We start from the raw sequence: 24,057 nt of genomic DNA on the forward strand, positions 1-24,057 counted from the left end.
ACTCAGTTAACAGCCGATAACTCAAAGGAGTGGGTGTGGCCTTCCGCGAGGAGCACGAGTCGAACGTGGCCCAGTTGCGCGAGCGGCTCGACCGGGTCGCCCTCGGCGGCGGTGAGCGGGCCCGCGCCCGGCACGAGGGCCGCGGCAAGCTGATGGTCCGCGAGCGCATCCGCCGCCTGCTCGACGTCGGCAGCCCGTTCCTCGAGGTCGCCCCGCTGGCAGCCGAGGGCATGTACCAGGACAGGGCCCCGTCGGCGGGTGTGGTCGCGGGAATCGGCACCGTCTCCGGACGGCAGGTGATGATCGTCGCCAACGACGCCACCGTCTCCGGCGGCACCTACTACCCGATCACCGTCAAGAAGCACCTGCGGGCACAGGAGATCGCGGCGCAGAACCGTCTGCCCTGCCTCTACCTGGTCGATTCCGGCGGGGCCATGCTGCTCAATCAGGACGAGGTCTTCCCGGACCGCGAGCACTTCGGCCGCATCTTCTACAACCAGGCCACGATGAGCGCGGCGGGTATCCCGCAGATCGCCGCCGTGCTCGGCAGCTCCACCGCGGGCGGCGCCTACGTCCCGGCGATGAGCGACGAGACCGTGATCGTCCGCGATCAGGGCACCATCTTCCTGGCGGGGCCGCCCCTGGTGAAGGCCGCCACCGGCGAGGACGTCACGGCCGAGGACCTCGGCGGCGGCCTGATGCACTCCACCAAGTCCGGCGTCACCGACCACCTGGTCGATTCCGACGACGAGGCCCTGCAGACGCTCCGCCGGATCGTCGCCCGGCTCGGCCCGGAGGGGCCGGTGCAGTGGGACGTGCGGGAGACGGTGCCCGCCGTCCGCCCGCAGACCGACCTCTACGACCTGGTCCCCACCGACTCCAAGATCGGTTACGACGTCCGCGAGCTGATCGGCGTGGTCGCCGACGGTGGCGAGTTCGACGAGTTCAAGGAGCACTTCGGTACCACTCTGGTCACCGCCTTCGCCCGGATCCACGGGCACCCGGTGGGCGTCATCGGCAACAACGGTGTGCTCTTCGCCGAGGCCGCGCAGAAGGGCGCCCACTTCATCGAGCTGTGCGACAAGCGCCGCATCCCCCTGGTCTTCCTGCAGAACATCACCGGATTCATGGTCGGCCGGCAGTACGAGGAGGGCGGGATCGCCAAGCACGGCGCGAAGATGGTCACCGCCGTGGCCTGCGCCCGGGTCCCGAAGTTCACCGTGATCGTGGGTGGTTCGTTCGGCGCCGGCAACTACTCCATGTGCGGGCGCGCCTACTCGCCGCGCTTCCTGTGGATGTGGCCCAACGCCCGGATCTCGGTGATGGGCGGGCCGCAGGCCGCCGACACCCTCGGCTCGGTCCGCCGCGAGCAGGACGGTATGGAGGAGTTCAAACAGGGCGTGCGCGATCAGTTCGAACGGCAGTCGCAGGCCTACTACTCCACCGCACGGCTGTGGGACGACGGCGTGATCGATCCGGCCGATACCCGCACCGTCCTCGGCCTGGCCCTGGATGCGGCGTCACGGACGCCGCTGCCCGAGGTCTCCTACGGCGTCTTCCGGATGTGAGGCGAGCATGAGCACGATTGAGAAGGTCCTGATCGCGAACCGCGGTGAGATCGCCTGCCGCGTCATCGAGACCCTGCGCGAGCTGGGAATCGCCAGCGTCGCGGTGTACTCCGATGCCGACGCCGATGCCCGGCACGTCCGGCTCGCCGACGAGGCCGTGCGCCTGGGCCCGGCCGCGGCCACCGAGAGTTACCTGCGGATCGACCGGGTCATCGACGCGGCCCGCGCCACCGGCGCCGATGCGGTGCACCCCGGCTACGGTTTCCTCTCCGAGAACGCCGCCTTCGCCCGTGCGCTCGCCGATGCGGGCATCGAGTTCCTCGGCCCGCCGGTCGCCGCGATCGAGACCATGGGCGACAAGATCACCGCCCGCGCCGCGGTCGTGCAGCGCGACGTGCCGGTGGTCCCGGGCATCAGCCGCCCCGGACTGACCGACGACGAGCTGATCGCCGCAGCCGGTGACATCGGCTTCCCGGTGCTGATCAAACCGTCCGCCGGTGGCGGCGGTAAGGGGATGCACCGGGTCGGCGCCGCCGCCGAGCTGCCCGCCGCACTGGCTGCGGCCCGGCGTGAGGCGGCGGCGGCCTTCGGCGACGACACTCTGTTCCTGGAACGCTTCGTCGACACTCCGCGGCACATCGAGGTGCAGGTCCTCGCAGATCGCCACGGCAACGTGATCCACCTGGGTGAACGCGAGTGCTCGTTGCAGCGCCGGCACCAGAAGGTGATCGAGGAGGCCCCGTCCGCGCTGCTCGATGCGCAGACCCGTGCGCGGATCGGCGAGGCGGCGTGCGATGCGGCCCGGTCGGTGGGCTACACCGGGGTCGGAACGGTCGAGTTCATCGTCTCCGCGCACCGCCCGGACGAGTTCTTCTTCATGGAGATGAACACCCGCCTGCAGGTCGAGCACCCGGTCACCGAGCTGGTCACCGGCGTCGATCTGGTGCGCCAGCAGCTGCACGTCGCCGCGGGCGAACCGCTGGAGCTGACCCAGGCCGACATCGTGCTCACCGGGCACGCCGTGGAGGCGCGGGTCTACGCCGAGGATCCGGCCGCCGGATTCCTACCCACCGGCGGCACCGTCACCGCACTGCGCTATCCGCCCCGCCACAGCCGGCGCGGCCCGGTGCGGGTGGACACCGGCATCGAGACGGGTACTCGCGTCGGCAGCGATTACGATCCGATGCTGGCCAAGGTGATCGTGCACGCCGACGACCGGGAGCAGGCACTGCGCCGTTTGGACGAGGCCCTCGCCGGGACCCAGGTGACCGGTCTGCGCACCAACATCGATTTCTGCCGGTTCGTGCTCGCCGATGCCGACGTGGCCGCCGGCCGGCTCGACACCGAACTGCTCGATCGCCTGGCGCCCACGTACTCCCGGCCCGCTCCGACGGTCCGTGCGTACGCTGCGGCCGCACTGACCGCGGTCGCGCAGGCCCGCGGCAGCGGCCCGTGGTCGAGTGAGACCGGTTGGCGGATCGGCGGTCCGCAACCCACCGTGATCCGGTTCGACGGTGCCGGCGGCACCACCGATGCCGAAGGTGCCGGCGAGCCGGTGGTGGCCACGGTCCTGGGGGACGAGGTCACCGTTCCGGGTTGGTCCGGCACCGCCCGGCTCACCGGTGAGCGGCTGGTGGTGGACGGCTTCTCCACCCCGGTCACCGTCACCTCCGAGAACGGAACCTATTGGGTCAGTGGGGAGGACGGCAGTTACGAGATCAGGCTCGCCCGCTCCACGGCGAAGGACCGCGGCGGAGCCCACGGCGGTGAGGTGACCAGCCCCATGCCCGGCACCGTGGTAGCAGTCCCGGTCGACGACGGCCAGCAGGTCACCGAGGGGCAGACACTGGTGATCATCGAGGCCATGAAGATGGAACAGCCGCTGGCCGCCCCGCACGACGGCACCGTCTCGATGGCGGTGCGCATCGGACAGAAGGTGACCGCGGCGCAGGTGCTCGCGAGCGTCACCGCGACGAACGACGAGACCGAGAGAACTGAGGGATGAGCATGGAGCTGTCCAGCGAATACGCCGATCTGCGGGACACGGTGCGCGATTTCGCCGATCAGGTGGTGGCGCCGGTGTCCGCGCAGCACGATCGGGAGCACTCCTTCCCGTATGAGATCGTCTCCCAGATGGGCAGGATGGGCCTGTTCGGGCTGCCCTTCCCGGAGGAGTACGGCGGCATGGGCGGTGACTACTTCGCCCTCGCCCTGGCCCTGGAGGAGCTGGCCCGCGTCGATCAATCGGTGGCCATGACGGTCGAAGCCGGGGTGGGCCTGGGTGCCATGCCGATCTACCGGTTCGGCACCGAGGAGCAGAAGCAGCGGTACCTGCCCTCGCTCGCAGCGGGGGAGAACCTCGCCGGCTTCGGTCTCACCGAGCCGGGCTGCGGCTCGGACGCCTCCGGTACCGCGACCACCGCCGTGCTCGACGGCGACTCGTGGGTCATCAACGGTTCCAAGCAGTTCATCACCAACTCGGGTACCGACATCACCAGCCTGGTGACGGTGACCGCGGTGACCGGCACCGGTGCCGACGGGCGCAAACAGATCTCCACGATCATCGTGCCCAGCGGCACACCGGGATTCACCGTCGAACCCGCCTACGACAAGGTCGGCTGGAACGCCTCCGACACGCATCCCCTGAGCTTCTCGGACGTGCGCGTGCCCGCGGAGAACCTGCTCGGTGAGCAGGGGCGCGGCTACGCCAACTTCCTGTCCATCCTGGACGAGGGCCGGATCGCCATCGCCGCGGTCGCGACCGGCGCAGCGCAGGGCTGCGTCGACGAGTCGGTGAAGTACGCGAAGGAGCGCAACGCCTTCGGCAAGCCGATCGGCGAGTTCCAGTCGGTGGCCTTCGCGATCGCCCGGATGGAGGCCCGGGCGCACACCTCCCGGGTGGCCTACTACGAGGCGGCACGGCTGATGCTCGCCGGCAAGCCCTTCAAGAAGGAGGCCGCGATCGCCAAGATGATCTCCTCCGAGGCGGCGATGGACAACGCTCGCACGGCCACCCAGATCCACGGCGGCTACGGCTTCATGAACGAGTACCCGGTGGCCCGGCACTACCGCGACTCGAAGATCCTGGAGATCGGTGAGGGCACCACCGAGGTGCAGCTCATGCTGATCGCCCGGTCCCTGGGACTGACCGCATGAGCGCCGAGCCCGCGCGGCGGGTCACCCAGCGCGGCCTGTGGTTCGACGAGTTCGAGACTGGGGTGCTGTACGAGCACCGCCCGGGGGTCACCGTCACCGAAGCCGACAACGTGTTGTTCACCAAGCTGACCATGAACACCCAGGCGCTGCACCTGGACGCGCACTGGTCGGCGCAGCAACCCGGTTTCGGCGGGCAGCGGCTGGTGAACTCCATGTACACCCTCTCCACCATGGTCGGTCTGTCGGTCGCGCAACTCACCCAGGGCACCCTGGTGGCGAACCTCGGATTCTCCGAGATCGCTTTCCCCGCCCCGGTGTTCGCCGGTGACACGCTGTACGCCGAGACCCTGTGCACCGGTAAGCGCGAGTCGAGGTCCCGGCCCGGGGAGGGCATCGTCGAACTGCGCCACACCGCCCGCAACCAGGACGGTGTGGTGGTCGCTCTCGCCCAGCGCTCGACCCTGATGCGTAAGACCCCTTCCCCGTCGCAGGAGGTATGACGATGCGCCACAGCGATACCGATGCCTGGCGGCCGCCAGGTCCGGCGGTGCTGTTCTGTCCCGCGGACCGGCCCGAGCGGTACGCCAAAGCAGCCGAACGTGCGGACGCGGTGATCCTGGACCTGGAGGACGCGGTCACCGCCGCGGCGCGGCCCGCCGCACGGCGGGCGCTGATCGACACCCCGCTCGATCCGCGGCGGACGGTGGTGCGGCTCAACGCCCTCGACACCGACGACCTCACCGCTGATCTCGAAGCCCTGCGCCGTACCGACTACCGGGTGGTGATGCTCGCCAAGACCGGATCCGCGGACCAGCTCGACCGGCTCGACCGGCTCGCCGAGCTGGACGATCTGCAGGTGATCGCCCTGATCGAGACACCGCTGGGCGCGGTGAACGTGGGGGAGATCGCCGCGCACCACCGGTGCATCGGATTGATGTGGGGCGCCGAAGACCTGGTGGCCGCGATGGGCGGACGGTCCAGCAGGTTCGCCGGCGGCGCCTACCGCGACGTGCCCCGTCAGGTCCGCGCCGCGACAGCGCTGGCCGCGGCGGCGCACGGCAGGTTCGCACTGGACGCGGTGCACATCGACATCGCCGATTCCGACGGCCTGACCGCAGAGGCGGAGGACGCCGTCGCGCTGGGCTTCGCCGCCACCGTCTGCATCCATCCCTCGCAGGCCGCGGTGATCCGAGCCGCCTACACGCCCACCGGCGACGAGATCTCCTGGGCCCGGGAGGTGCTGGCCGCCGAGGCCGGCGACAACGGGGTCTACCAGGTGCGCGGGCAGATGATCGACGCACCGCTCCTGGCGCAGGCCCGCGCCGTACTCGCCCGACTCGACTGACCACCGACCACCGCTGCGTGAGGAGACCGAGATGACCGAACCGTCCTACGATCGCGGCGAAGCCGCGCCGGCCCTGTTGACCTGCACGATCGGTGCGCAGCTGGAGATGACGGCGGACCGCTTCGGCGACCGCGTCGCCCTGGTCGACGTACCGTCGGGTCGGCGCTGGACCTACACCGAACTGCTCGCCGATTCCCGTGCCTTCGCAGCTGCGCTGCTGCGCACCGGGATCCGTCCCGGTGATCGGGTCGGGGTGTGGGCCCCGAACGTCCCGGAGTGGGTGATCGTGCAGTTCGGGACCGCGCTCGCCGGGGTGATCCTGGTGAACCTGAACCCCGCCTACCGGCAGCGGGAACTGGAGTACGCACTCAACCAGTCCGGCATCTGCGCGGTGTTCACCCTCACCCGGTTCAAGACCTCCGAGTACGCCGCCATGCTCGACGCCGCACGCGGTGAGGCGCCGGCGCTGCGCGAGGTGGTGGCTTTCGACACCCCGCAGTGGGCGCAGTACCTGACCCCCGTCACCGGCGACGAGCTCGCCGCGTTGGCCGACCTCGGGGACGAGCTGCGCCCCGGTGATCCGATCAACATCCAGTACACCTCGGGCACCACCGGATTCCCCAAGGGCGCGACGCTCACCCACGCGAACATCCTCAACAACGGCTACCTGGTGGGGGAACTGCTCGACTACACCGAACGGGACGCGATCTGCATACCGGTGCCGTTCTACCACTGCTTCGGCATGGTCATGGGCAACCTCGCGGCGATCACCCACGGTGCGGCGATGGTGATCCCCGGTCCGGCGTTCGTGGCGCAGGACGCCCTCGCCGCCGTCGCCGCCGAGCAGTGCACCAGCCTCTACGGCGTGCCCACCATGTTCATCGCCGAACTCGCGCTCGCCGACTTCGACTCCTACGACCTGTCCAGTCTGCGCACCGGGATCATGGCGGGCTCGCCGTGCCCGGAGGAGGTGATGCGCAAGGTGGTCGACCGGATGGGTATGAGTGAGGTGTCCATCTGCTACGGCATGACCGAGACCTCGCCGGTGTCCACGCAGACCCGCACCGACGATGCACTCGCGCTGCGGGTGGGCACCGTCGGGCGGGTGGGCCCGCATCTTCAGGTGCAGGTGGTCGACCCGTTCGACGGTGCCGTCCTGCCCCGTGGGGAGGTCGGGGAACTGTGCACCCGTGGATATTCGGTGATGAGCGGCTACTGGAACGCGCCGGAGAAGACGGCCGAGGCGATCGACGCCGACGGCTGGATGCACACCGGCGATCTGGCGACCATGGACGAGCAGGGGTACGTGCGGATCACCGGCCGGATCAAGGACATGGTGATCCGCGGCGGTGAGAACATCTACCCGCGGGAGATCGAGGAGTTCCTCTACACCCATCCGGACATCCTCGACGCTCAGGTGATCGGGGTCCCCGACGCCACCTACGGCGAGGAACTGATGGCGTGGGTGCGGCTGCGCGACGGGGTGGACTCGTTCACCACCGATGATCTGCACGCCTTCGCCGACGGGAAGATCGCGCGGCACAAGATTCCGCGGTACGTCCATGTGGTTCGCGAGTTCCCTATGACCGTTTCGGGAAAGATCCGTAAGGTGCAGATGCGCGAGGAGTCCGTGGGGCTGCTCGGATTGAGAGAGTAGGTACATGCACACGATCGACCGATTCGCCGAAGCCGCCGGCGTACCCGCCGGCGACTACGACGCGATCCACCGTTTCTCCGTCACCGAACCCGACCGGTTCTGGGGCGCGGTGTGGGACTTCTTCGAACTGGGTGAGCGCACCGGTGAGGTGCTCGCGAGCCGGGAGATGCCGGGCGCGGCATGGTTCCCTCAGGTCCGGCTGAACTACGTGGACCGGGTACTGCGGTTCGCGGACCGGCCGGGTGCCGCCATCGTCGGAATCGCGGACGACGGTGTCCGGGTGGAGATCCCGTGGTCGGAGCTGCCCGCGCGGATCTCCGCCGCGGCGCAACTGCTGCGCTCACTGGGGGTGGAGACCGGCGACACCGTCGCCGCGTACCTGCCCGACGAACCCTTCGCGGTGATCGCCTTCCTGGCCACCGCCTCGATCGGTGCGATCTGGTCCGGATGCGGGCAGGACTACGCGCCCGAGGGGGCTGCCGGCCGGATGGCGCAGCTCGAACCGAAGGTGCTGTTCGCCCGCGACGGCTACGCCTACGGCGACAAGTACGTGGACAAACGTGACGACACCGCGGAACTCGCTTCCCTGCTGGGGGTCCGGCCCTCGCACGTGATCACCGAGCTGCCCGAGCCGACCGATGCCACACCGCCGCTCGCTCCGGTCCGGGTGCCCTTCGATCATCCGCTGTGGGTGCTGTTCAGCTCCGGGACCACCGGTAAACCCAAGGGGATCGTGCACGGCCACGGCGGCATTCTGATCGAGCACGTGAAAGTGCTGGGCCTGCACAACGAGATCGGCCCGGGCGACGTCTTCTTCTGGCACACCGCGCTCAGCTGGATGATGTGGAACTACCAGGTGGCCGGTCTGCTGATGGGGGCCACGGTGGTGTGCTTCTCCGGGCATCCGCTCGCGCCCACCGCGGATCGGCTCTGGCAGATCTGCGAGGACGAGCAGGTGACCTTCTTCGGGACCAGCCCCGGACAGTTGCAGGCCTCCCGGAAGGCCGCACTCGATCCGGGGACGCAGCATCGGCTGGCGCTGCGGACCATCGGCAGCACCGGCTCCCCGCTGGCTCCGGACCTGTTCACCTGGGTCGATGAACATGTGGCGCAGGGGCTTCCGGTGAGCTCGGTGTCCGGCGGCACCGATGTGTGCAGCGCCTTCTGCGGTGGCACGGCCTCGGTGCCGCACGTACCCGGTGAGCTGACGGTGCGCTACCTCGGCTGTGATCTCCAGGCCTGGGCGCCGGACCGCACGCCGCTGGTCGGCGAGGTGGGCGAGATGGTGATCACCGTCCCGATGCCGTCCATGCCCACCGGATTCTGGAACGACCCGGGTGAGAAGAAGTACCGCGCCGCCTATTTCGAGCACGAGTGGGCCGACGGCCGCGCGCCGAACGTGTGGCGGCACGGCGACTGGGTGGAACTGACCGACCGTGGTTCGATCACCATTCACGGTCGCAGCGACGCCACGCTCAACCGCAACGGCATCCGGATGGGGTCGGCGGACATCTACGAGGTGGTCGAGGCGATCGACGAGGTCGCCGAGGCGATGGTGGTCGGTGTGGACGGCCCGGACGCGACCTACTGGATGCCGTTGTTCCTGACCCTGGTGCCGGGTGCCGAACTGACCGACGATCTGGTGCAGCGGATCCGCGGTGAGGTCCGCGCGCGCCTGTCGCCGCGGCACGTGCCCGACGAGGTGATCGAGGCGCCCGGTATTCCGCACACCCGCACCGGGAAGAAGCTGGAGATCCCGGTGACGGGCATGCTCGCCGGGCGGGAGGTCACAGTGGACCCGAAGTCCGTCGACGATCCGCAACTGCTCGGCTGGTACCAGGAGCAGGGACGCGCCCACATCTGGTGATCGCCTCTCGCCGAGGCGAACCCGGTTCGATCAGAGGTGGCCGGAGGTGCACTGCCAGGCCATGATGCTGCCGCCGCCGGCCAGCGAGATCGCGCTGCGCTGTGCGGCGTACAGCGAGCGGCCGGTGCCGCCCTGGAAGCGGGTACGGGTCGCGGCCACGGCGCCGCAGCCGTTGGCGAAGGAGGCGAGCACCTTGCAACTGCCCCAGCCGCAGGAGGCGAGTGCGGCCCGCTCGGCGGCGGCGGGGGATGAGTAGTCCCACGCCCGGCCCATCGCGCCGTTGGCCGCGACGGCGATCGCGCCGAAGTTGAGTGCGGCGTTGGCGGCCGGCGCCGCGGTCACGTGGATGCCGCCCGCGACGCTCGCGGTGGCGACGGCGGCGACGAACGTCTTCTTGGTCAGCGTCTTCATGGTGGTGCCTTTCTCGGGGGACTTGCCGGGGTGGAGGTTCCGGGGTGGAGTCGGATCGGTGGTGTTCAGCGCGGCACGGACTGGCCGGCCTCGGGCTTGTCGGTGACCTCGATCGGGGTCACGTTCGGCTTGCTGACGGTGACCTTCTCGCCCCACTTGGAGAACGTGAGGGTGACGGTGCCCTCGGCGGAGGGCTTGACCGCGATCCGGACGAGCTGCTTGTCGCCGGAGTTCTGGACCCACAGCGTGGTCGGGACCGGGACGCTCCTGTCGGGGGCGACGCGCGAGCCGGAGATCGCCGCGATCTCGGTGGCGGGCACGGTGCCGGTGATCCTGGTGGTCTGCTGTCCCTCGATCGTCTCGGTGCCCTCGGCCTTCGCGCCGGTCACCGTGGTGAGGATCTTCGGGATGCCCTTGTTCTCGTCGAACAGTGCCGAGACGTCGTAGATCGAGGCGCCGTCGCCGTAATCGACGTACTTCTCGCCCAGGATCGCGGCGTACATCGTGCCGTCGATGTAGGTGAACTTGCCCTCGGAGGTGCCGCCGATGTCGATGGTCGCGGTTCCGGTCGCCTGCGTGGTGGGCTTGACCTGGAGGTCACCGTCGACCTTGGTGACCGGGAGGTTGGGCACCTTGCCGGCCACCCCGACGGTGAAATGGGTGCTGGTGACCTTCTTGGACGCCTCCGCCGCGGAGGACAGCAGCGCGGGGGCGTCAGTGGCCGACGCGGAGGCGCCGGCGGCGGTCGAGGCCGTGTTCGGGCTGCTGGCGTCCGAGCTGCCCTTGTTCGAGCAGCCGGTCAGGGTGACGGTGACCGCGAGTGCCGCGGAGGCGGCGATCAGGGCCGGGCGGGAGGTGTTCATGAGGGTGGGTCTCCTTCGCATCGATTGCGGAAATCGTGCGAGGTGCCGCTTAACCGGCGGTTGGGGCCGACTGAAGCGATCCGGAAACCCGGCGAACCCCGGAAACTCGTGCCGTCCTGGGCCGATCACAAAACTTACCGGCCGGTAGGTTGTGTGCCCTGATAACCGCAGGTCAAGTGAGATGGGTCATTTGTCAAGGGTCCCCGCGACGACGGATCGGGCGAGGCATAGAGTCGAGGCTGTACCCGTGTGAAATTGCGGGTGGACCGAGTAACCAGACAGATGGTGAGCTGATGGATCTCTTCGAATACCAAGCGAAGGAACTGTTCGTCAAGCACGGCGTGCCTACCTCGGCCGGCCGCGTGACGGACAATGTCGCCGATGCCCGCGCGATCGCCGAGGAAATCGGCAAGCCCGTGATGGTCAAGGCGCAGGTCAAGGTGGGGGGCCGTGGCAAGGCCGGCGGTGTGAAGTACTCCGCCGACGCCGATGCGGCGCAGGCCAACGCCGAGGCCATCCTTGGCCTGGACATCAAGGGGCACGTCGTCAAGAAGCTCCTGGTGGCCGAGGCGAGTGACATCGCCGAGGAGTACTACATCTCCTTCCTGCTCGACCGCGCCAACCGCACCTACCTGGCCATGTGCTCGGTCGAGGGCGGCGTGGAGATCGAGGTCACCGCCGAGGAGAACCCCGACGCGCTCGCCAAGATCGCCGTCGACGCCACCAAGGGCGTCGACCTCGCCTTCGCGCGGGAGATCGCCGAGAAGGGCAAGCTGCCCGCCGAGGTGCTCGACGCCGCAGCTGTGACCATCGCGAAGCTGTGGGAGGTCTTCATCGCCGAGGACGCCACCCTGGTCGAGGTCAACCCGCTGGTCCGCACCCCGGACGATCAGATCCTCGCGCTGGACGGCAAGGTCAGCCTGGACGACAACGCCGACTTCCGTCACCCCGATCACGAGGCCTTCGCCGACGCCGGTTCCACCGATCCGCTCGAGCTCAAGGCCAAGGAGAACGACCTCAACTACGTCAAGCTCGACGGCCAGGTCGGCGTCATCGGCAACGGTGCGGGCCTGGTCATGTCGACCCTCGACGTGGTCGCCTACGCCGGTGAGAACCACGGCGGCGTCAAGCCCGCCAACTTCCTCGACATCGGCGGCGGCGCCTCGGCCGAGGTCATGGCCGCCGGGCTCGACGTCATCCTCGGTGACGAGCAGGTCAAGAGCGTCTTCGTGAACGTCTTCGGCGGCATCACCGCCTGTGATGCGGTCGCCAACGGCATCGTCGGCGCCCTGCAGACCCTCGGCGACAGCGCCTCCAAGCCGCTCGTGGTGCGCCTGGACGGCAACAAGGTCGAGGAGGGCCGGGCGATCCTGGCCGCCGCGAACCACCCGCTGGTGACGCTCGCGGAAACCATGGACGAAGGCGCCGCCAAGGCCGCCGAGCTGGCGAACAAGTAACGGGAGACTAGAGACAACATGGCAATCTTCCTGACCAAGGACTCGAAGGTCATCGTCCAGGGCATCACCGGCGGCGAGGGCACCAAGCACACCGCGCTCATGCTCAAGGCGGGCACCAATGTGGTCGGCGGCGTGAACGCGCGCAAGGCCGGCACCACCGTCAAGCACACCGACGCCTCCGGCAACGAGGTCGAGCTCCCGGTCTTCGGCTCGGTCGCCGAGGCCATGGAGAAGACCGGCGCGGACGTCTCCATCGCGTTCGTCCCGCCGGCGTTCTCCAAGGACGCCATCGTCGAGGCCATCGACGCCGAGATCCCGCTGCTCGTGGTCATCACCGAGGGCATCCCGGTGCAGGACTCCGCGTACGCCTGGGCCTACAACGTGGAGAAGGGTCAGAAGACCCGCATCATCGGCCCGAACTGCCCCGGCATCATCACCCCGGGCGAGGCCCTCGTCGGCATCACCCCGGCGAACATCACCGGCACCGGCCCCGTCGGGCTGGTCTCGAAGTCGGGCACGCTCACCTACCAGATGATGTACGAGCTGCGTGATTTCGGTTTCTCCACCGCCATCGGCATCGGCGGAGACCCGGTGATCGGGACCACTCACATCGACGCCATCGAGGCCTTCGAGAAGGACCCGAACACCAAGGTCATCGTGATGATCGGTGAGATCGGTGGCGATGCGGAGGAGCGCGCAGCCGCGTACATCCAGGCCAACGTCACCAAGCCCGTCGTGGGCTACGTGGCCGGCTTCACCGCACCCGAGGGCAAGACCATGGGTCACGCCGGTGCCATCGTCTCCGGTTCCTCGGGCACGGCCGCCGCGAAGAAGGAGGCCCTCGAGGCCGCCGGGGTCAAGGTGGGCAAGACGCCGTCCGAGACCGCCGCTCTGGCCCGCGAGATCCTGCAGTCGCTGTAGGTCGGCGGATCTGATCCGCACTGATTCTCCGGTCCGGACCGCGACCCCGTCTCCTCCGGGAGGCGGGGTCGTCGCGTATCCGGGGTGTGTGCACGAATGTCGGCTTGAGCGGCGCGGGTCTCCCGCCCACCTGGGGATTCACCGGGGCTGCGCCGCGCAGGCCGACATTCGTGCGTTCAGCACCGATATTCCGCACTCGAATGATCTGAATCCGGTTGACGCCGGAGTCCGTGTATAGGGTGGGGTCGTACTGGCTCCATGCGGAGCCGCGTCGACCTTCGGGGAGAAGAACATGACCTACTCAGGTGGAGGATACGGCCAGCAGCCGGGCCAGGGCTACGGCCAGCAGCCGGGGCAGGGCTACGGCCAGCCCGATTACTCGCAGCAGGGCTACGGTCAGCAGGGCCAGTCCAGCCAGCCGGGCCAGTCCGGTCAGTACGGCCAGCCGGACTACTCGCAGGGCTACGGTCAGCCCGGCCAGTACGGACAGCCGGGGCAGTCGGGTCAGGCCGGCCAGGGATACGGCCAGCCGGATTACTCCCAGGGGTACGGTCAGCCCGCACAGGGGCAGGGCTACGGCCAGCCCGGGCACGGGCAGCAGGGCGGCTACGGCCAGTCCGGTGACGGCCAGCCCGGTCAGTCCGGTTACGGCCAGGCGGGCTACCCGCAGCAGGGCTACGGTCAGCAGTACGGCTACCAGGCCCCGCAGGCGGCTCCCGCCAAGCCCGCCAAGCCTCTGGATCTGGCGCTGGTGCTCTCCGCCGTCACCGCCGGCCTCGGCGTCGTCACGTTCCTGCTCGGCTTCCTCACCTTCGCGGCGATCACGCACCCCAGAACCGGTCGGGAGATCACCGCGAACGGTTTCGACCATCAGGCGCTGCTGTCGCTCACGCTGGCACTCGCCGCCGGTGTGGCCGCCGGACTGAGCCTGATCTCCAAGAACAACACCGGCCGCACCCCGGCCGCAGCGCTCGCAGTCGCCGGTTTCCTCGCGCTGCTCTTCGGCGCTTTCTCGTGGGAGGCGCTGTCCTACGGCATCTGGGTCGCTCTGTTCTTCTCGCTGCTGACCGCCGGTGCCGCGGTGGCGCTGCTGCTGGTCGACAGCGGCAAGATCAAGAACCCGGCCGCCGAGGCCGCTGCCAAGAACGCCGAGGCCTCCTCGGATGCGAGTGTTCCCAGCGCTTCGAGCGTCGGTTCCTCGAGTGCTTCCGGTGCGGCCGCCGCGAGCGGTGTCGCCGGTGGCGCCGCCGCTGCCGGATCGATCGAGTCGGCGCCCAGTGCCTCGCTGGACGCCTCGGCCTCCTCGCCCGCATCGCAGTCGCAGTGGCCCAGCTACGGCGGGTACCAGGCTCCGTCGGGTTACCAGGCGCCGAGCACCCCGTCGAGCGCGACCACCGCGGCCACCCCGGCGACTTCTGCTTCCGCGGCGACCCCGGCCTCGTCCGAGCCCGCCACCTCGGGATTCCAGGCTCCGAGTTCGTCCTCGGAGTCGGACAGCTCGGTCTCGACCGATGAGGTGACCACCGTGTTCGGCGGCACCTCGGCGCCCACCACGCAGGCCTTCGGCGCTCCGCAGCACGGCTCGCACGCCGCGGACGACGAGAACAAGCCGCAGGGGCAGTAGCACCCCCGCGCGGCGCGCCTGAGGCATCATCGGCCGCAGCGATGTCACAGTGGTGAAGATGATTCAGTCAGAGCGCGCCGCCGGGCCCGGCCCGGGCGATACCCGGCCGCTGTTCGTCATGGCGTTCGGGCCCTCCCTGGTGACCCTCGCCTCGGTTCTTTTGATCGGGGCCACGGTCCTGTTCACCTCGTCGACCGAGCTCGGGGCGATCACCCCGACGGTCGCGGGGTTGTGGCTCGCCGTGCACCAGGTGCCGGTCACCGTCAGCGACATCACCCTCGGTGTGCTGCCGCTGGCGCCGACGATCGCACTGGTCGCGGGCGTTGCCTGGTCCGCACGCCGGGCGGGTGCAGCCGCGCAGAGCTTCTCCGAACTGCGCTCACTGCTGCTCTGCGCGATCGCGGGTCCGGCGCTGTTCACGGCCATCGCACTGGCCGTGGTCAACGACGCCGCCGGGCGGTACACCCTCGGCACTCCGCCGCCGCTGACCGCCTTCCTGTGCACCGTCGCCGTCCACCTGGGCGGCGCGCTCCTGGGGTTGGCTCCGCTGTTCTGGCGTGAGCTGGCCCGCTACCTGCGGATCCCGCTGTGGGTGGACCGCTGCCTGGCGCTCAGCGGTCGCGCGCTCCTGGCCTTCGGAGCGGTGGGCCTGGCGATCGTGGTGGTCCGGTTGGTGATCCGCTGGCGCACCCTCGGCGACCTCATCGGCGCCGGTAACGATGCGATCGGCATGATCTCGCTGGTGGTGCTCTCGCTGCTGTATCTGCCGAACGTGGTGATCGGCGCCGCCGCACTACCGGTCGGCGCCGCCGTCGATCTCGGCCCCATCTCCACCAGCCTGTTCTCCACGGTTCCCGGCCGCGCTCCGGGCGTACCGATCCTCGCGGTGCTGCCGCAGGGACCGTCGCCCTGGTACCTGCTGCCGCTGCTGATCGTGCCCGCCGCGATCGCGATCGAAGTGGGCCGCCGCTGCGCCGCCCGCTCCCTGGACCTGGGCCCGACGGTGACCGAGGTGGCCGTCGTCGCACTCGCCACCGCCACCGGATTCACCGCGGCGGGTTTCCTGGCCAGCGGTGAGCTGGGCGGCTTCGGCTACACCGGCCCCGACCTGGCGCGGCTGTTCCTGTTCACCCTGGCCTGGATCGGACTGGTCGGGGTGCTCGCCGCGCTGATCCTGCAGCAGGCGGGCGAGTCGCGCGCGGTCCGCGCGGCCCGCCGCGCCGAGGAGCAGGAGGCCGCCGGTTACACCACCTACTCCGATGACGCCGACCTCCCGGATCAGGTCACCGTCGAGATCGACCCGGCCGCCCGCGACGGGGCCGACGGATCCGAGCCGGACGGCTGCGCGCCCGGCGATCCCGGCGCGGCCGCAGCAGCGGCACCGTCGTCGGACCCGGACGGTGCGGCGGACACCGGCGATTTCGACGCGGTGGACGACGAGCCGACCGAGGAGGTCCGCCCGGTGAACCGCCCCGCCCCCCGAACAGTGGCCGGACCTGCGGCGACGCGGCGGGAGCGGACGATAGCAGACATCGAGGAGCTGGACAGCTACACCTTCGGGCAGTAGCCGTTCCGGGCGGCGTTAGGCTGAACCCGAATCATCCCCTCGGAAAGGGTGCATCCTGACCACGCCCAGCCCCACCGTGGTGCCACCGTGCGCGCCCGCGCGCATCGTCGTGCTGGCCTCCGGTACCGGTTCGCTGTTGGAGGCGATGCTCGCGGCAGCGGCCGAATCGGGGTACCCGGGCTCGGTGGTCGGCGTGGTCACCGACCGTCCCTGCCGGGCGGTTGACGTCGCCGTAGCGGCGTCCGTGCCCACCGTGCAGGTCGCCCTCGCCGACCACCCGGACCGCGAGCAGTGGGACGCTGCCCTCGCCGAGACCGTCGCCCGGTTCGAGCCCACCCTGGTGGTCGCCGCGGGCTTCATGAAGATCCTCGGCCCGGCCTTCCTGGGCGCCTTCTCCGGCCGGGTGATCAACGCGCACCCCGCTCTGTTGCCCGCCTTCCCCGGCGCGCACGCGGTGGCCGCGGCCCTCGAACACGGGGTGAAACTCACCGGGTCCACCGTGCATCTGGTGGATGCGGGCCTGGACACCGGTCCGATCCTGGCGCAGCAGGCGGTCGCGGTTGTGCCGGGGGACACCGAGCAGACCCTGCACGAACGGATCAAGGTCGTTGAGCGACGGCTTCTCACCGAGGTCGTCGCCGCTGTGGCTCGCCGGGGTTACAGCACGGATGGACGAAAGGTCAGCATTCCATGAGCAGCAACATCCCGATCAAGCGCGCGCTGATCAGCGTGTACGACAAGTCGGGCCTGGTGGAGCTGGCCACCGGCCTGGCGCAGAGCGGTGTCGAGATCGTCTCGACCGGCTCGACGGCGCGCACGATCGCGGACGCCGGGCTCGCGGTGACCCGCGTCGAGGACGTGACCGGTTTCCCCGAATGCCTCGACGGCCGGGTCAAGACGCTGCACCCGAAGGTGCACGCCGGCATCCTCGCCGACACCCGGGTGCCCGAGCATCTCGAGCAGTTGCGTGAGCTGGACGTGAAGAAGTTCGAGCTGGTGGTGGTGAACCTCTACCCGTTCACCGAGACCGTCGCCTCGGGCGCCTCGCAGGACGAGTGCGTCGAGCAGATCGACATCGGCGGACCGTCGATGGTGCGCGCCGCCGCGAAGAACCACCCGTCTGTGGCGGTGGTCGTCTCGCCCGACGACTACACCGAGGTGGTCGACAGGGTTCGCACCGGATTCTCGCTGGAGCAGCGGAAGGCGCTGGCGGCGAAGGCGTTCCGGCACACCGCCGATTACGACGTGGCGGTCGCCACCTACATGACCGACGTGGTGGCCCCCGAGGCCGAGCAGAGGTTCCCGTCCTGGATGGGCGGTACCTGGCGGCGTGAGGCGGTGCTGCGTTACGGCGAGAACCCGCACCAGGGCGCTGCGCTGTACGTCACCGACGCCGTCTCCGGGCTGGCGCAGGCGCAGCAGCTGCACGGCAAGGAGATGAGCTTCAACAACTACACCGACGGTGACGCCGCGTGGCGCGCCGCCTACGACTTCCGCGAGCCCGCGGTCGCGATCATCAAGCACGCGAATCCGTGCGGCATCGCGATCGGCAAGGACGTCGCCCAGGCGCATCGCAAGGCTCACGCCTGCGATCCGGTGTCCGCGTACGGCGGGGTGATCGCCGCGAACCGCGAGGTCAGCATGGAGATGGCCGAGCAGGTCTCGGAGATCTTCACCGAGGTGATCATCGCCCCCGGATACGCCGAGGGCGCTGTGGCGGTGCTCCAACGGAAGAAGAACATCCGGGTGCTGCTGGCCGAGCCGCCGGTACTGACCAACGAGATCAAGCAGATCACCGGTGGCCTGCTGGTCCAGGACTCGGATGCGATCGACGCCGAGGGGGACGATCCCGCCGCGTGGACCCTGGCCGCCGGTGATCCCGCCGATGAGGCCACTCTCGCCGATCTCGAGTTCGCCTGGCGGGCGTGCCGTGCGGTGAAGTCGAATGCGATCCTGCTGGCCTCCCGCGGTGCCTCCGTGGGCGTGGGCATGGGCCAGGTGAACCGGGTCGATTCCGCGCAGCTCGCGGTCAAGCGAGCCGGTGACCGAGTGCTCGGCTCGGTGGCCGCCTCCGATGCCTTCTTCCCGTTCCCGGACGGTCCGCAGATCCTGATCGACGCCGGAGTGAAGGCGATCGTGCAGCCCGGTGGCTCCATTCGTGACAAGGAGGTCGTCGAGGCCGCCGCGGAGGCCGGGGTCACCATGTACTTCACCGGTACGCGCCACTTCTTCCACTGACCGTTCGACAGATCTCGGTCACCGGCCCGCGTTATCGGTGGGTTGGTGACCGAGATTTTTGTATCTCGGGGTAGGGGAACCGGACCGGACCGCTGGTGCGTCCAATGAGTATGTGGTCCGATGCAGCCGACGTCTTCGCCGGCCGGGACGGTGTGGCGACACTCGCCGAGCTGAACGCGGCGGGTGTCACCGAACGGATGATCACCGCGCGGGTCTCCTCGAAGGAGCTGGTCCGGGTGGGTCCTGGCCTGTACCGCTCCGCGCATCACCCGCACACCGACCGCACCGGTGTGCGTATCCCGGTGTTGCTCTCCGGTGGGGTCGCCGACCGCTGGACCGCCCTGTTCTGGCACGGCCTGTGCGATCGGCCGCCGCGCACGGTGACCGCGACGGTTGCGCCCGAGCGCCGGTTGCGGGTGCGATCGGCCTACTCGATCGACACCCGCCGGCGCGAGCTCGACTGCCGGGACGTCACCGAGGTCGACGGGCTCGCCGTGACGCGGAGGCCGCTGACCGTGCTGGAGGTGTGCGACCCACAGGTGATGGACCGCGCCCTGCAGATCCGGGCCGTCACGGTGGAGCAGTTGGCCGCCGCGCTCGACCGGAACACCGGCGCGGCCGGGATCCGTGCGGCCCGGCGCATCTTCGCGGTGGCCTCCGGTGATACCGAGTCGGAGGCGGAACGACTGTTCGTGCGCTTGCTCGGTCTGCACTCGGTCTGCACCGGATCACCGGCTGGCAGCCGCAGGTGCGTTTCCGCGGATACCTGATCGACTTCGCCTTTCCCGAGGCCAGGCTCGCGGTGGAGATCAACGGCTGGGCCTACCACCGTTCCCGCGCCCGCTGGATGAACGACCAGAACAAGCAGAACGCTCTGACCTCTGCGGGGTGGTCCGTGCTCAACTTCTCCTGGCATCACTTGACCGCGGACCCGGAGGGTGTGATCGGGGAGGTCGTGCACATCCTGCAGCGCGCGGCGTGAGATTCTCCGGTCACCGGCCCGCGGTATCGGTGGGTAGATGACCGATATCGGCCGCGCGATGATCGACATCGACGTCGCACCCTGCAAGGGTGAGAACATGTCGGATGCAGCGATCGCCCTCGCCCGGACCGCCTATGAGACCACCGAGCCCTTCCACGTGCTCGCCTACTTCAACCCCGGTATCGAGTCCGCCGTGCAGGATCTCGGACTCGACCCGCACACCTTCTACGTGGGCGCCCGCGCCGCCCCGCTCGGCCCTGCGCATTCCCCCGTGGTGGCCGCGGCCTTCTACAACTTCGCGCCGCAACTGATCGACACGCTCTGGCCCAAGGCCGTGGAGGTGGGACTGGCCGAGATCGCCGACCGGCGATACGTGATGCTCTCCGACCAGTTCCGCACCGTCCTCGCCGGCATCGACCCGGCCGAGATCGAGCAGCTCGCGCAGGGCTACCGCCGGCTCACCGAGTCGCTGCCGATGGCCGGCCGCACCCTGGCGTCGGCCTGGGCCACCAGCGAGGTCCCCGACGAGCCGGCGCTGGCGCTATGGCGGCACATCGCGGTGCTGCGGGAATGGCGCGGCGACAACCACCTCGCCGAACTCATCGGCCACGGGCTGTCAGGCATCGAGGCGGGCGTGCTGCACGAGGCCGACCTCCCGGACCCGTCGGTGAACCGCCGCATCATGGGCCGCCGGTTCTTCCAGCTCACCCGCGGTTGGACCGAGCAGCAGTGGGCCGATGCCGTCGCCCGTCTCACCGACCGGGGCCTGGTCGAGGGCGAGCCGGAGAGTCATCGCTTGACCGCCGAGGGCATGACCGTTTATCTCGACCTCGAAGCGGGCACCGATGCCACCAGCGCCCTGCCCTTCGCCGCCGACCCCGATGCTGCCGGCGAGCTGATCGAGCGCACCCGCCCGTTGACCGAGGCGGTGATCGCTGCGGGCGTTCTGCCCGGCACACAAGGCACCTGATCGGCGTAGCGTGGCGGTGTGACTTCCCGCCCCGATGCACCCGACCGCACCGCCGGATCACGGCCCACCACGCTCGGTGGGCTCAAGGCGTCCGGCCACGCCTACCGCGGCGTCAAGGACGAACTTCGACACAACCTGCTCACTGCGCTGCGCACCGACGCCGACCCCTGGGAGGGCATCCAGGGTTTCGACGACACCGTCGTCCCGCAGCTGGAGCGGGCCCTGCTGGCCGGTCACGACGTGGTCCTGCTCGGTGAACGCGGCCAGGGTAAGACTCGGTTGATCCGTACCGTCGTCGGCCTGCTCGACGAGTGGACCCCGGTGATCGACGGTGCCGAATTCGGTGAGCATCCGTACCACCCGATCACTCCCGCCTCGATCCGCCGCGCTCGGGAGCTGGGCGACGAGTTGCCGGTCGCCTGGCGTCACCGCGACGAGCGCTACTCGGAGAAGCTGGCCACGCCGGACACCTCGGTGGGTGATCTGGTGGGCGATGTGGATCCGGTGAAGGTGGCGCAGGGCCGGAGTCTGGGGGACCCCGAGACCATCCATTTCGGGTTGATCCCGCGGGCGCACCGCGGCATCGTCGCGGTCAACGAGCTGCCGGACCTGGCCGAGCGCATCCAGGTGGCGATGCTGAACGTGATGGAGGAGCGCGACATTCAGGTGCGCGGGTACACCCTGCGACTGCCGCTGGACGTGCTGCTACTGGCGTCGGCGAACCCGGAGGACTACACCAATCGCGGCCGTATCATCACCCCGCTCAAGGACCGCTTCGGCGCCGAGATCCGCACCCACTATCCGCTCGACCTGGAGGACGAGGTGGCGGTGATCGAGCAGGAGGCCGATGTGGTGGCCTCGGTACCGCAGTACCTCACCGAGGTGCTTGCCCGGTTCACCCGCGAACTGCGGGCATCGCCCGCGGTCGATCAGCGCTCGGGTGTCTCGGCGCGGTTCGCGATCGCCGCGCAGGAGACAGTGGCCGCGGCGGCGTTGCGTCGCTCGGCGGTCGGCGGTGAGGAGCTGCCGGTGGCCCGCGTCGTGGATCTGGCGACGGTGCCGGATGTCTTGCGCGGCAAGGTCGAGTTCGAAGCGGGCGAGGTGGACGAGGGTGGCCGGGATGTGGCGATCATGGTGCATCTGCTGCGCCGCGCCACCACCGAGACCATCGGTGAGTACCTGGCCGGAGTGGATCTGGCGCCGTTGGTGGACGCCGTGGAGGCGGGCGGGCCGATCGTCACCGGTGACGACGTGACCGCAGCGGAGCTGCTGGAGGGCTTGCCGGAGGTTCCGGTGTTGGATGAGGTGTACCGGCGCTTGGACGCCGTCGAACCCGGGGAGCGGGCTGCGGCAGCGGAATTCGCCTTGGAGGGACTGTATCTGACGCGGCGGATCGGTAAGGAGTCCGACGACGAGGGCCAGACCGTCTATGGCTAGAGCCTCGCGTGCCGGTCGCGCCCGGCATCTCGCCCGCTACCGGCGATACACCGGCGGGCCGGATCCTCTTGCGCCGCCAGTGGATCTCAGTGATGCGATCGAGGCGATCGGTCGTGATGTGATGAGCGGTGTCTCGCCGCGCCGGGCCTTGCAGGAGTATCTGCGCCGGGGAGGTGAGGGGCGGCGCGGTCTGGACCGGCTCGCCGAGATGGCGAATCGGCGGCGCCAGGAACTGTTGCAGCGCAACAATCTCGGCCGGACCTTCGAGGACGTTCGGAAGCTGCTGGACGAGGCGGTGCTCGCGGAACGGAAGGAGCTCGCCCGCGCACTCGACGACGATGCCCGGTTCGCCGAGATGCGGATCGCGAACCTGCCACCGGCGGCCGCCCAGGCGGTGCGGGAACTCGCCGACTACCCGTGGCGCTCACCGGAGGCCGCGCAGAAGTTCGAGGAGATCCGTGATCTGCTCGGCCGGGAGCTGCTCGACCAGCGGTTCGCGGGGATCAAGCAGGCGCTCGAGGGAGCGACCGACGAGGAGCGCGCCGCGATCCAGAAGATGCTCGACGACCTGAACGCTCTGTTGGACGAGCACAACGCCGGCGAGGCCACGCAGCGCGACTTCGACGACTTCATGGCCGAGCACGGGGCTTACTTCCCGGAGAACCCGCGGAACATCGACGAGCTGATCGACGCGCTGGCTCGGCGCAATGCGGCCGCGCAGCGGCTCTACAACAGTCTCACCCCGGAGCAGCGCGCCGAGTTGGATGAGCTCTCGCAGGCGGCCTTCGGTTCGCCGCGACTCTCACGCGCACTGAGCGATCTCACCGGCAAGCTGATGGAGGCCCGGCCCGGTGAGGATTGGTACGGTAGTCAGGATTTCGAGGGCGCCGACGGTATGGGACTCGGTGACGCGACGCGCGCGATGTCGGACATCGCCGATCTGGAGTCCCTCGCCGAGCAGCTCAGCCAGCAGCACAGCGGCGCTTCGCTCGACGACATCGACCTCGACGCGTTGGGCCGGCAACTCGGCGACGACGCCGTGGCCGATGCTCGCACGCTCGCCGAACTGGAGCGGGCGCTGCGCGATCAGGGCTACTTCTCCCGGGACCCGGACGGCTCACTGCGACTGTCTCCGAAGGCGATCCGCAAACTGGGGCAGTCGATCTTGCAGGATGTCGCGCACCGCCTGAGCGCGCGTCAGGGGGAGCGGGCGACGTCACGCTCCGGCGCGGCGGGTGAGGCCACCGGCGCCAGCCGTCCGTGGCGGTTCGGCGATGTTCAGCCCTGGGACACCACTCGCACGGTGCTCAACGGTGTTCTCCGCCAGGCTGGTGAAGGGCGCACCGGCGCAGTGGAAATCGATGCCCGCGATATCGAGGTCAGTGAGACGGAGGCGCGCGCCCACGCGGCTGTGGCGCTGTTGGTGGACACCAGTTTCTCGATGGTGATGGAGGGGCGGTGGGTCCCCATGAAGCGTACGGCTCTGGCTCTACATCAGCTGGTTTCGACGCGTTTCCGGGGAGATGAGTTGACGCTCATCGGTTTCGGACGGCACGCCCGCACCCTCTCGGTGGGGGAGCTGACGGGTCTGGACGGTGTGTACGAGCAGGGCACGAATCTCCATCACGGGCTGCAACTGGCGGCGGCGCACTTCCGCAAGCACCCGAACGCGCAACCGGTGCTGCTGATCGTCACCGATGGGGAGCCCACCGCCCACCTCGAACGGGACGGGCACGCCTACTTCGGGTATCCGCCGCAGCCCCGGACCCTGGCGCTGACGGTGCGCGGCCTGGACACCGTCGCCGCCCTCGGTGCGCAGATCACCGTCTTCCAACTGGGAGACGATCCCGGGCTGACCAGGTTCCTGGACGCGGTGGTGCGGCGCGTGGGCGGGCGGCTGGTCTCGCCGGACCTCGACGGTCTCGGTGCCGCCGTGGTCAGTGACTACCTGGGGAGCCGCAAACGCCGCTGACCCGGTCCTCCGCAGGGGAGAA

General features: G+C 69.5%; 20 protein-coding genes. 18 read left to right on the forward strand and 2 right to left on the reverse strand.

Annotated elements, in window-relative coordinates:
* The first annotated feature begins 35 nt into the window (after positions 1-35).
* Genes ACYVHG_RS10235 through ACYVHG_RS10265 form a run of 7 tightly spaced genes read left to right on the forward strand, consistent with a single transcriptional unit; the run spans position 36 to position 9,593 of the window.
* Positions 36-1,568 carry a carboxyl transferase domain-containing protein gene (locus ACYVHG_RS10235; RefSeq protein WP_461167331.1) on the forward strand — a complete coding sequence of 511 codons (1,533 nt, stop codon included), beginning with the start codon at positions 36-38 and terminating at the stop codon, positions 1,566-1,568.
* A 7-nt stretch (positions 1,569-1,575) separates the two neighbouring features.
* Positions 1,576-3,573: an acetyl/propionyl/methylcrotonyl-CoA carboxylase subunit alpha gene (locus ACYVHG_RS10240; protein ID WP_461167332.1), complete on the forward strand. Its 1,998-nt coding sequence runs from the start codon at positions 1,576-1,578 to the stop codon at positions 3,571-3,573.
* A 2-nt stretch (positions 3,574-3,575) separates the two neighbouring features.
* Entirely contained in the window at positions 3,576-4,724 is a 1,149-nt protein-coding gene (locus tag ACYVHG_RS10245; RefSeq protein WP_461167333.1) for an acyl-CoA dehydrogenase family protein, read from the forward strand.
* Positions 4,721-5,224, forward strand: a complete 504-nt coding sequence (locus tag ACYVHG_RS10250; protein ID WP_461167334.1) for a MaoC family dehydratase — start codon at positions 4,721-4,723, stop codon at positions 5,222-5,224. Before ACYVHG_RS10245 ends, ACYVHG_RS10250 begins: the two co-directional genes overlap by 4 nt.
* Positions 5,225-5,226: 2 nt before the next feature.
* Positions 5,227-6,069: an HpcH/HpaI aldolase/citrate lyase family protein gene (locus ACYVHG_RS10255; RefSeq protein WP_461167335.1), complete on the forward strand. Its 843-nt coding sequence runs from the start codon at positions 5,227-5,229 to the stop codon at positions 6,067-6,069.
* A gap of 31 nt (positions 6,070-6,100) precedes the next feature.
* The gene (locus tag ACYVHG_RS10260) at positions 6,101-7,726 is read left to right on the forward strand and encodes an AMP-binding protein (protein WP_461167336.1); all 1,626 of its coding nucleotides are present in this window, start codon (positions 6,101-6,103) and stop codon (positions 7,724-7,726) included.
* A gap of 4 nt (positions 7,727-7,730) precedes the next feature.
* Positions 7,731-9,593: an acetoacetate--CoA ligase gene (locus ACYVHG_RS10265; protein ID WP_461167337.1), complete on the forward strand. Its 1,863-nt coding sequence runs from the start codon at positions 7,731-7,733 to the stop codon at positions 9,591-9,593.
* A gap of 30 nt (positions 9,594-9,623) precedes the next feature.
* Here ACYVHG_RS10265 and ACYVHG_RS10270 read toward each other — a convergent pair whose 3' ends face one another.
* Entirely contained in the window at positions 9,624-10,004 is a 381-nt protein-coding gene (locus tag ACYVHG_RS10270) for a DUF4189 domain-containing protein (protein ID WP_461167338.1), read from the reverse strand.
* Positions 10,005-10,069: 65 nt separating this feature from the next.
* On the reverse strand, positions 10,070-10,867 hold the full coding sequence (locus ACYVHG_RS10275; protein WP_461167339.1) for an LppX_LprAFG lipoprotein: 798 nt from the start codon (positions 10,865-10,867) through the stop codon (positions 10,070-10,072).
* Positions 10,868-11,160: 293 nt separating this feature from the next.
* On the opposite strand from ACYVHG_RS10275, the gene sucC reads away from it, so the two are divergent.
* The 11 genes from sucC (at position 11,161) to ACYVHG_RS10330 (ending at position 24,035) form a co-directional block, all read left to right on the forward strand.
* Complete coding sequence (gene sucC, locus ACYVHG_RS10280) at positions 11,161-12,324, forward strand: ADP-forming succinate--CoA ligase subunit beta (protein ID WP_461167340.1); 1,164 nt, start codon at positions 11,161-11,163, stop codon at positions 12,322-12,324.
* Positions 12,325-12,342: 18 nt separating this feature from the next.
* Entirely contained in the window at positions 12,343-13,245 is a 903-nt protein-coding gene (sucD, locus tag ACYVHG_RS10285; protein WP_461167341.1) for a succinate--CoA ligase subunit alpha, read from the forward strand.
* Positions 13,246-13,537: 292 nt separating this feature from the next.
* Entirely contained in the window at positions 13,538-14,869 is a 1,332-nt protein-coding gene (locus ACYVHG_RS10290) for a DUF5336 domain-containing protein (protein WP_461167342.1), read from the forward strand.
* Positions 14,870-14,927: 58 nt separating this feature from the next.
* Entirely contained in the window at positions 14,928-16,436 is a 1,509-nt protein-coding gene (locus tag ACYVHG_RS10295; RefSeq protein ID WP_461167343.1) for a cell division protein PerM, read from the forward strand.
* Positions 16,437-16,515: 79 nt separating this feature from the next.
* Entirely contained in the window at positions 16,516-17,130 is a 615-nt protein-coding gene (gene purN, locus ACYVHG_RS10300) for a phosphoribosylglycinamide formyltransferase (RefSeq protein WP_461167344.1), read from the forward strand.
* A complete protein-coding gene (purH, locus tag ACYVHG_RS10305) occupies positions 17,127-18,674 on the forward strand; it encodes a bifunctional phosphoribosylaminoimidazolecarboxamide formyltransferase/IMP cyclohydrolase (protein ID WP_461167345.1) in 1,548 nt (515 codons plus the stop codon). Before purN ends, purH begins: the two co-directional genes overlap by 4 nt.
* Positions 18,675-18,778: 104 nt before the next feature.
* Entirely contained in the window at positions 18,779-19,444 is a 666-nt protein-coding gene (locus ACYVHG_RS10310) for a type IV toxin-antitoxin system AbiEi family antitoxin domain-containing protein (protein ID WP_461167346.1), read from the forward strand.
* Positions 19,423-19,656, forward strand: coding sequence for a DUF559 domain-containing protein (locus ACYVHG_RS10315; protein ID WP_461167347.1), 234 nt, complete (start codon positions 19,423-19,425; stop codon positions 19,654-19,656). The genes ACYVHG_RS10310 and ACYVHG_RS10315 overlap by 22 nt, the downstream gene beginning before the upstream one ends.
* Before the next feature lie 97 nt (positions 19,657-19,753).
* Positions 19,754-20,626: an SCO6745 family protein gene (locus tag ACYVHG_RS10320; protein ID WP_461167646.1), complete on the forward strand. Its 873-nt coding sequence runs from the start codon at positions 19,754-19,756 to the stop codon at positions 20,624-20,626.
* Positions 20,627-20,644: 18 nt separating this feature from the next.
* On the forward strand, positions 20,645-22,063 hold the full coding sequence (locus tag ACYVHG_RS10325) for a sigma 54-interacting transcriptional regulator (protein ID WP_461167348.1): 1,419 nt from the start codon (positions 20,645-20,647) through the stop codon (positions 22,061-22,063).
* On the forward strand, positions 22,056-24,035 hold the full coding sequence (locus ACYVHG_RS10330; protein ID WP_461167349.1) for a VWA domain-containing protein: 1,980 nt from the start codon (positions 22,056-22,058) through the stop codon (positions 24,033-24,035). Before ACYVHG_RS10325 ends, ACYVHG_RS10330 begins: the two co-directional genes overlap by 8 nt.
* Positions 24,036-24,057: the final 22 nt, after the last annotated feature.

The organism is Tsukamurella serpentis, assembly GCF_054780975.1.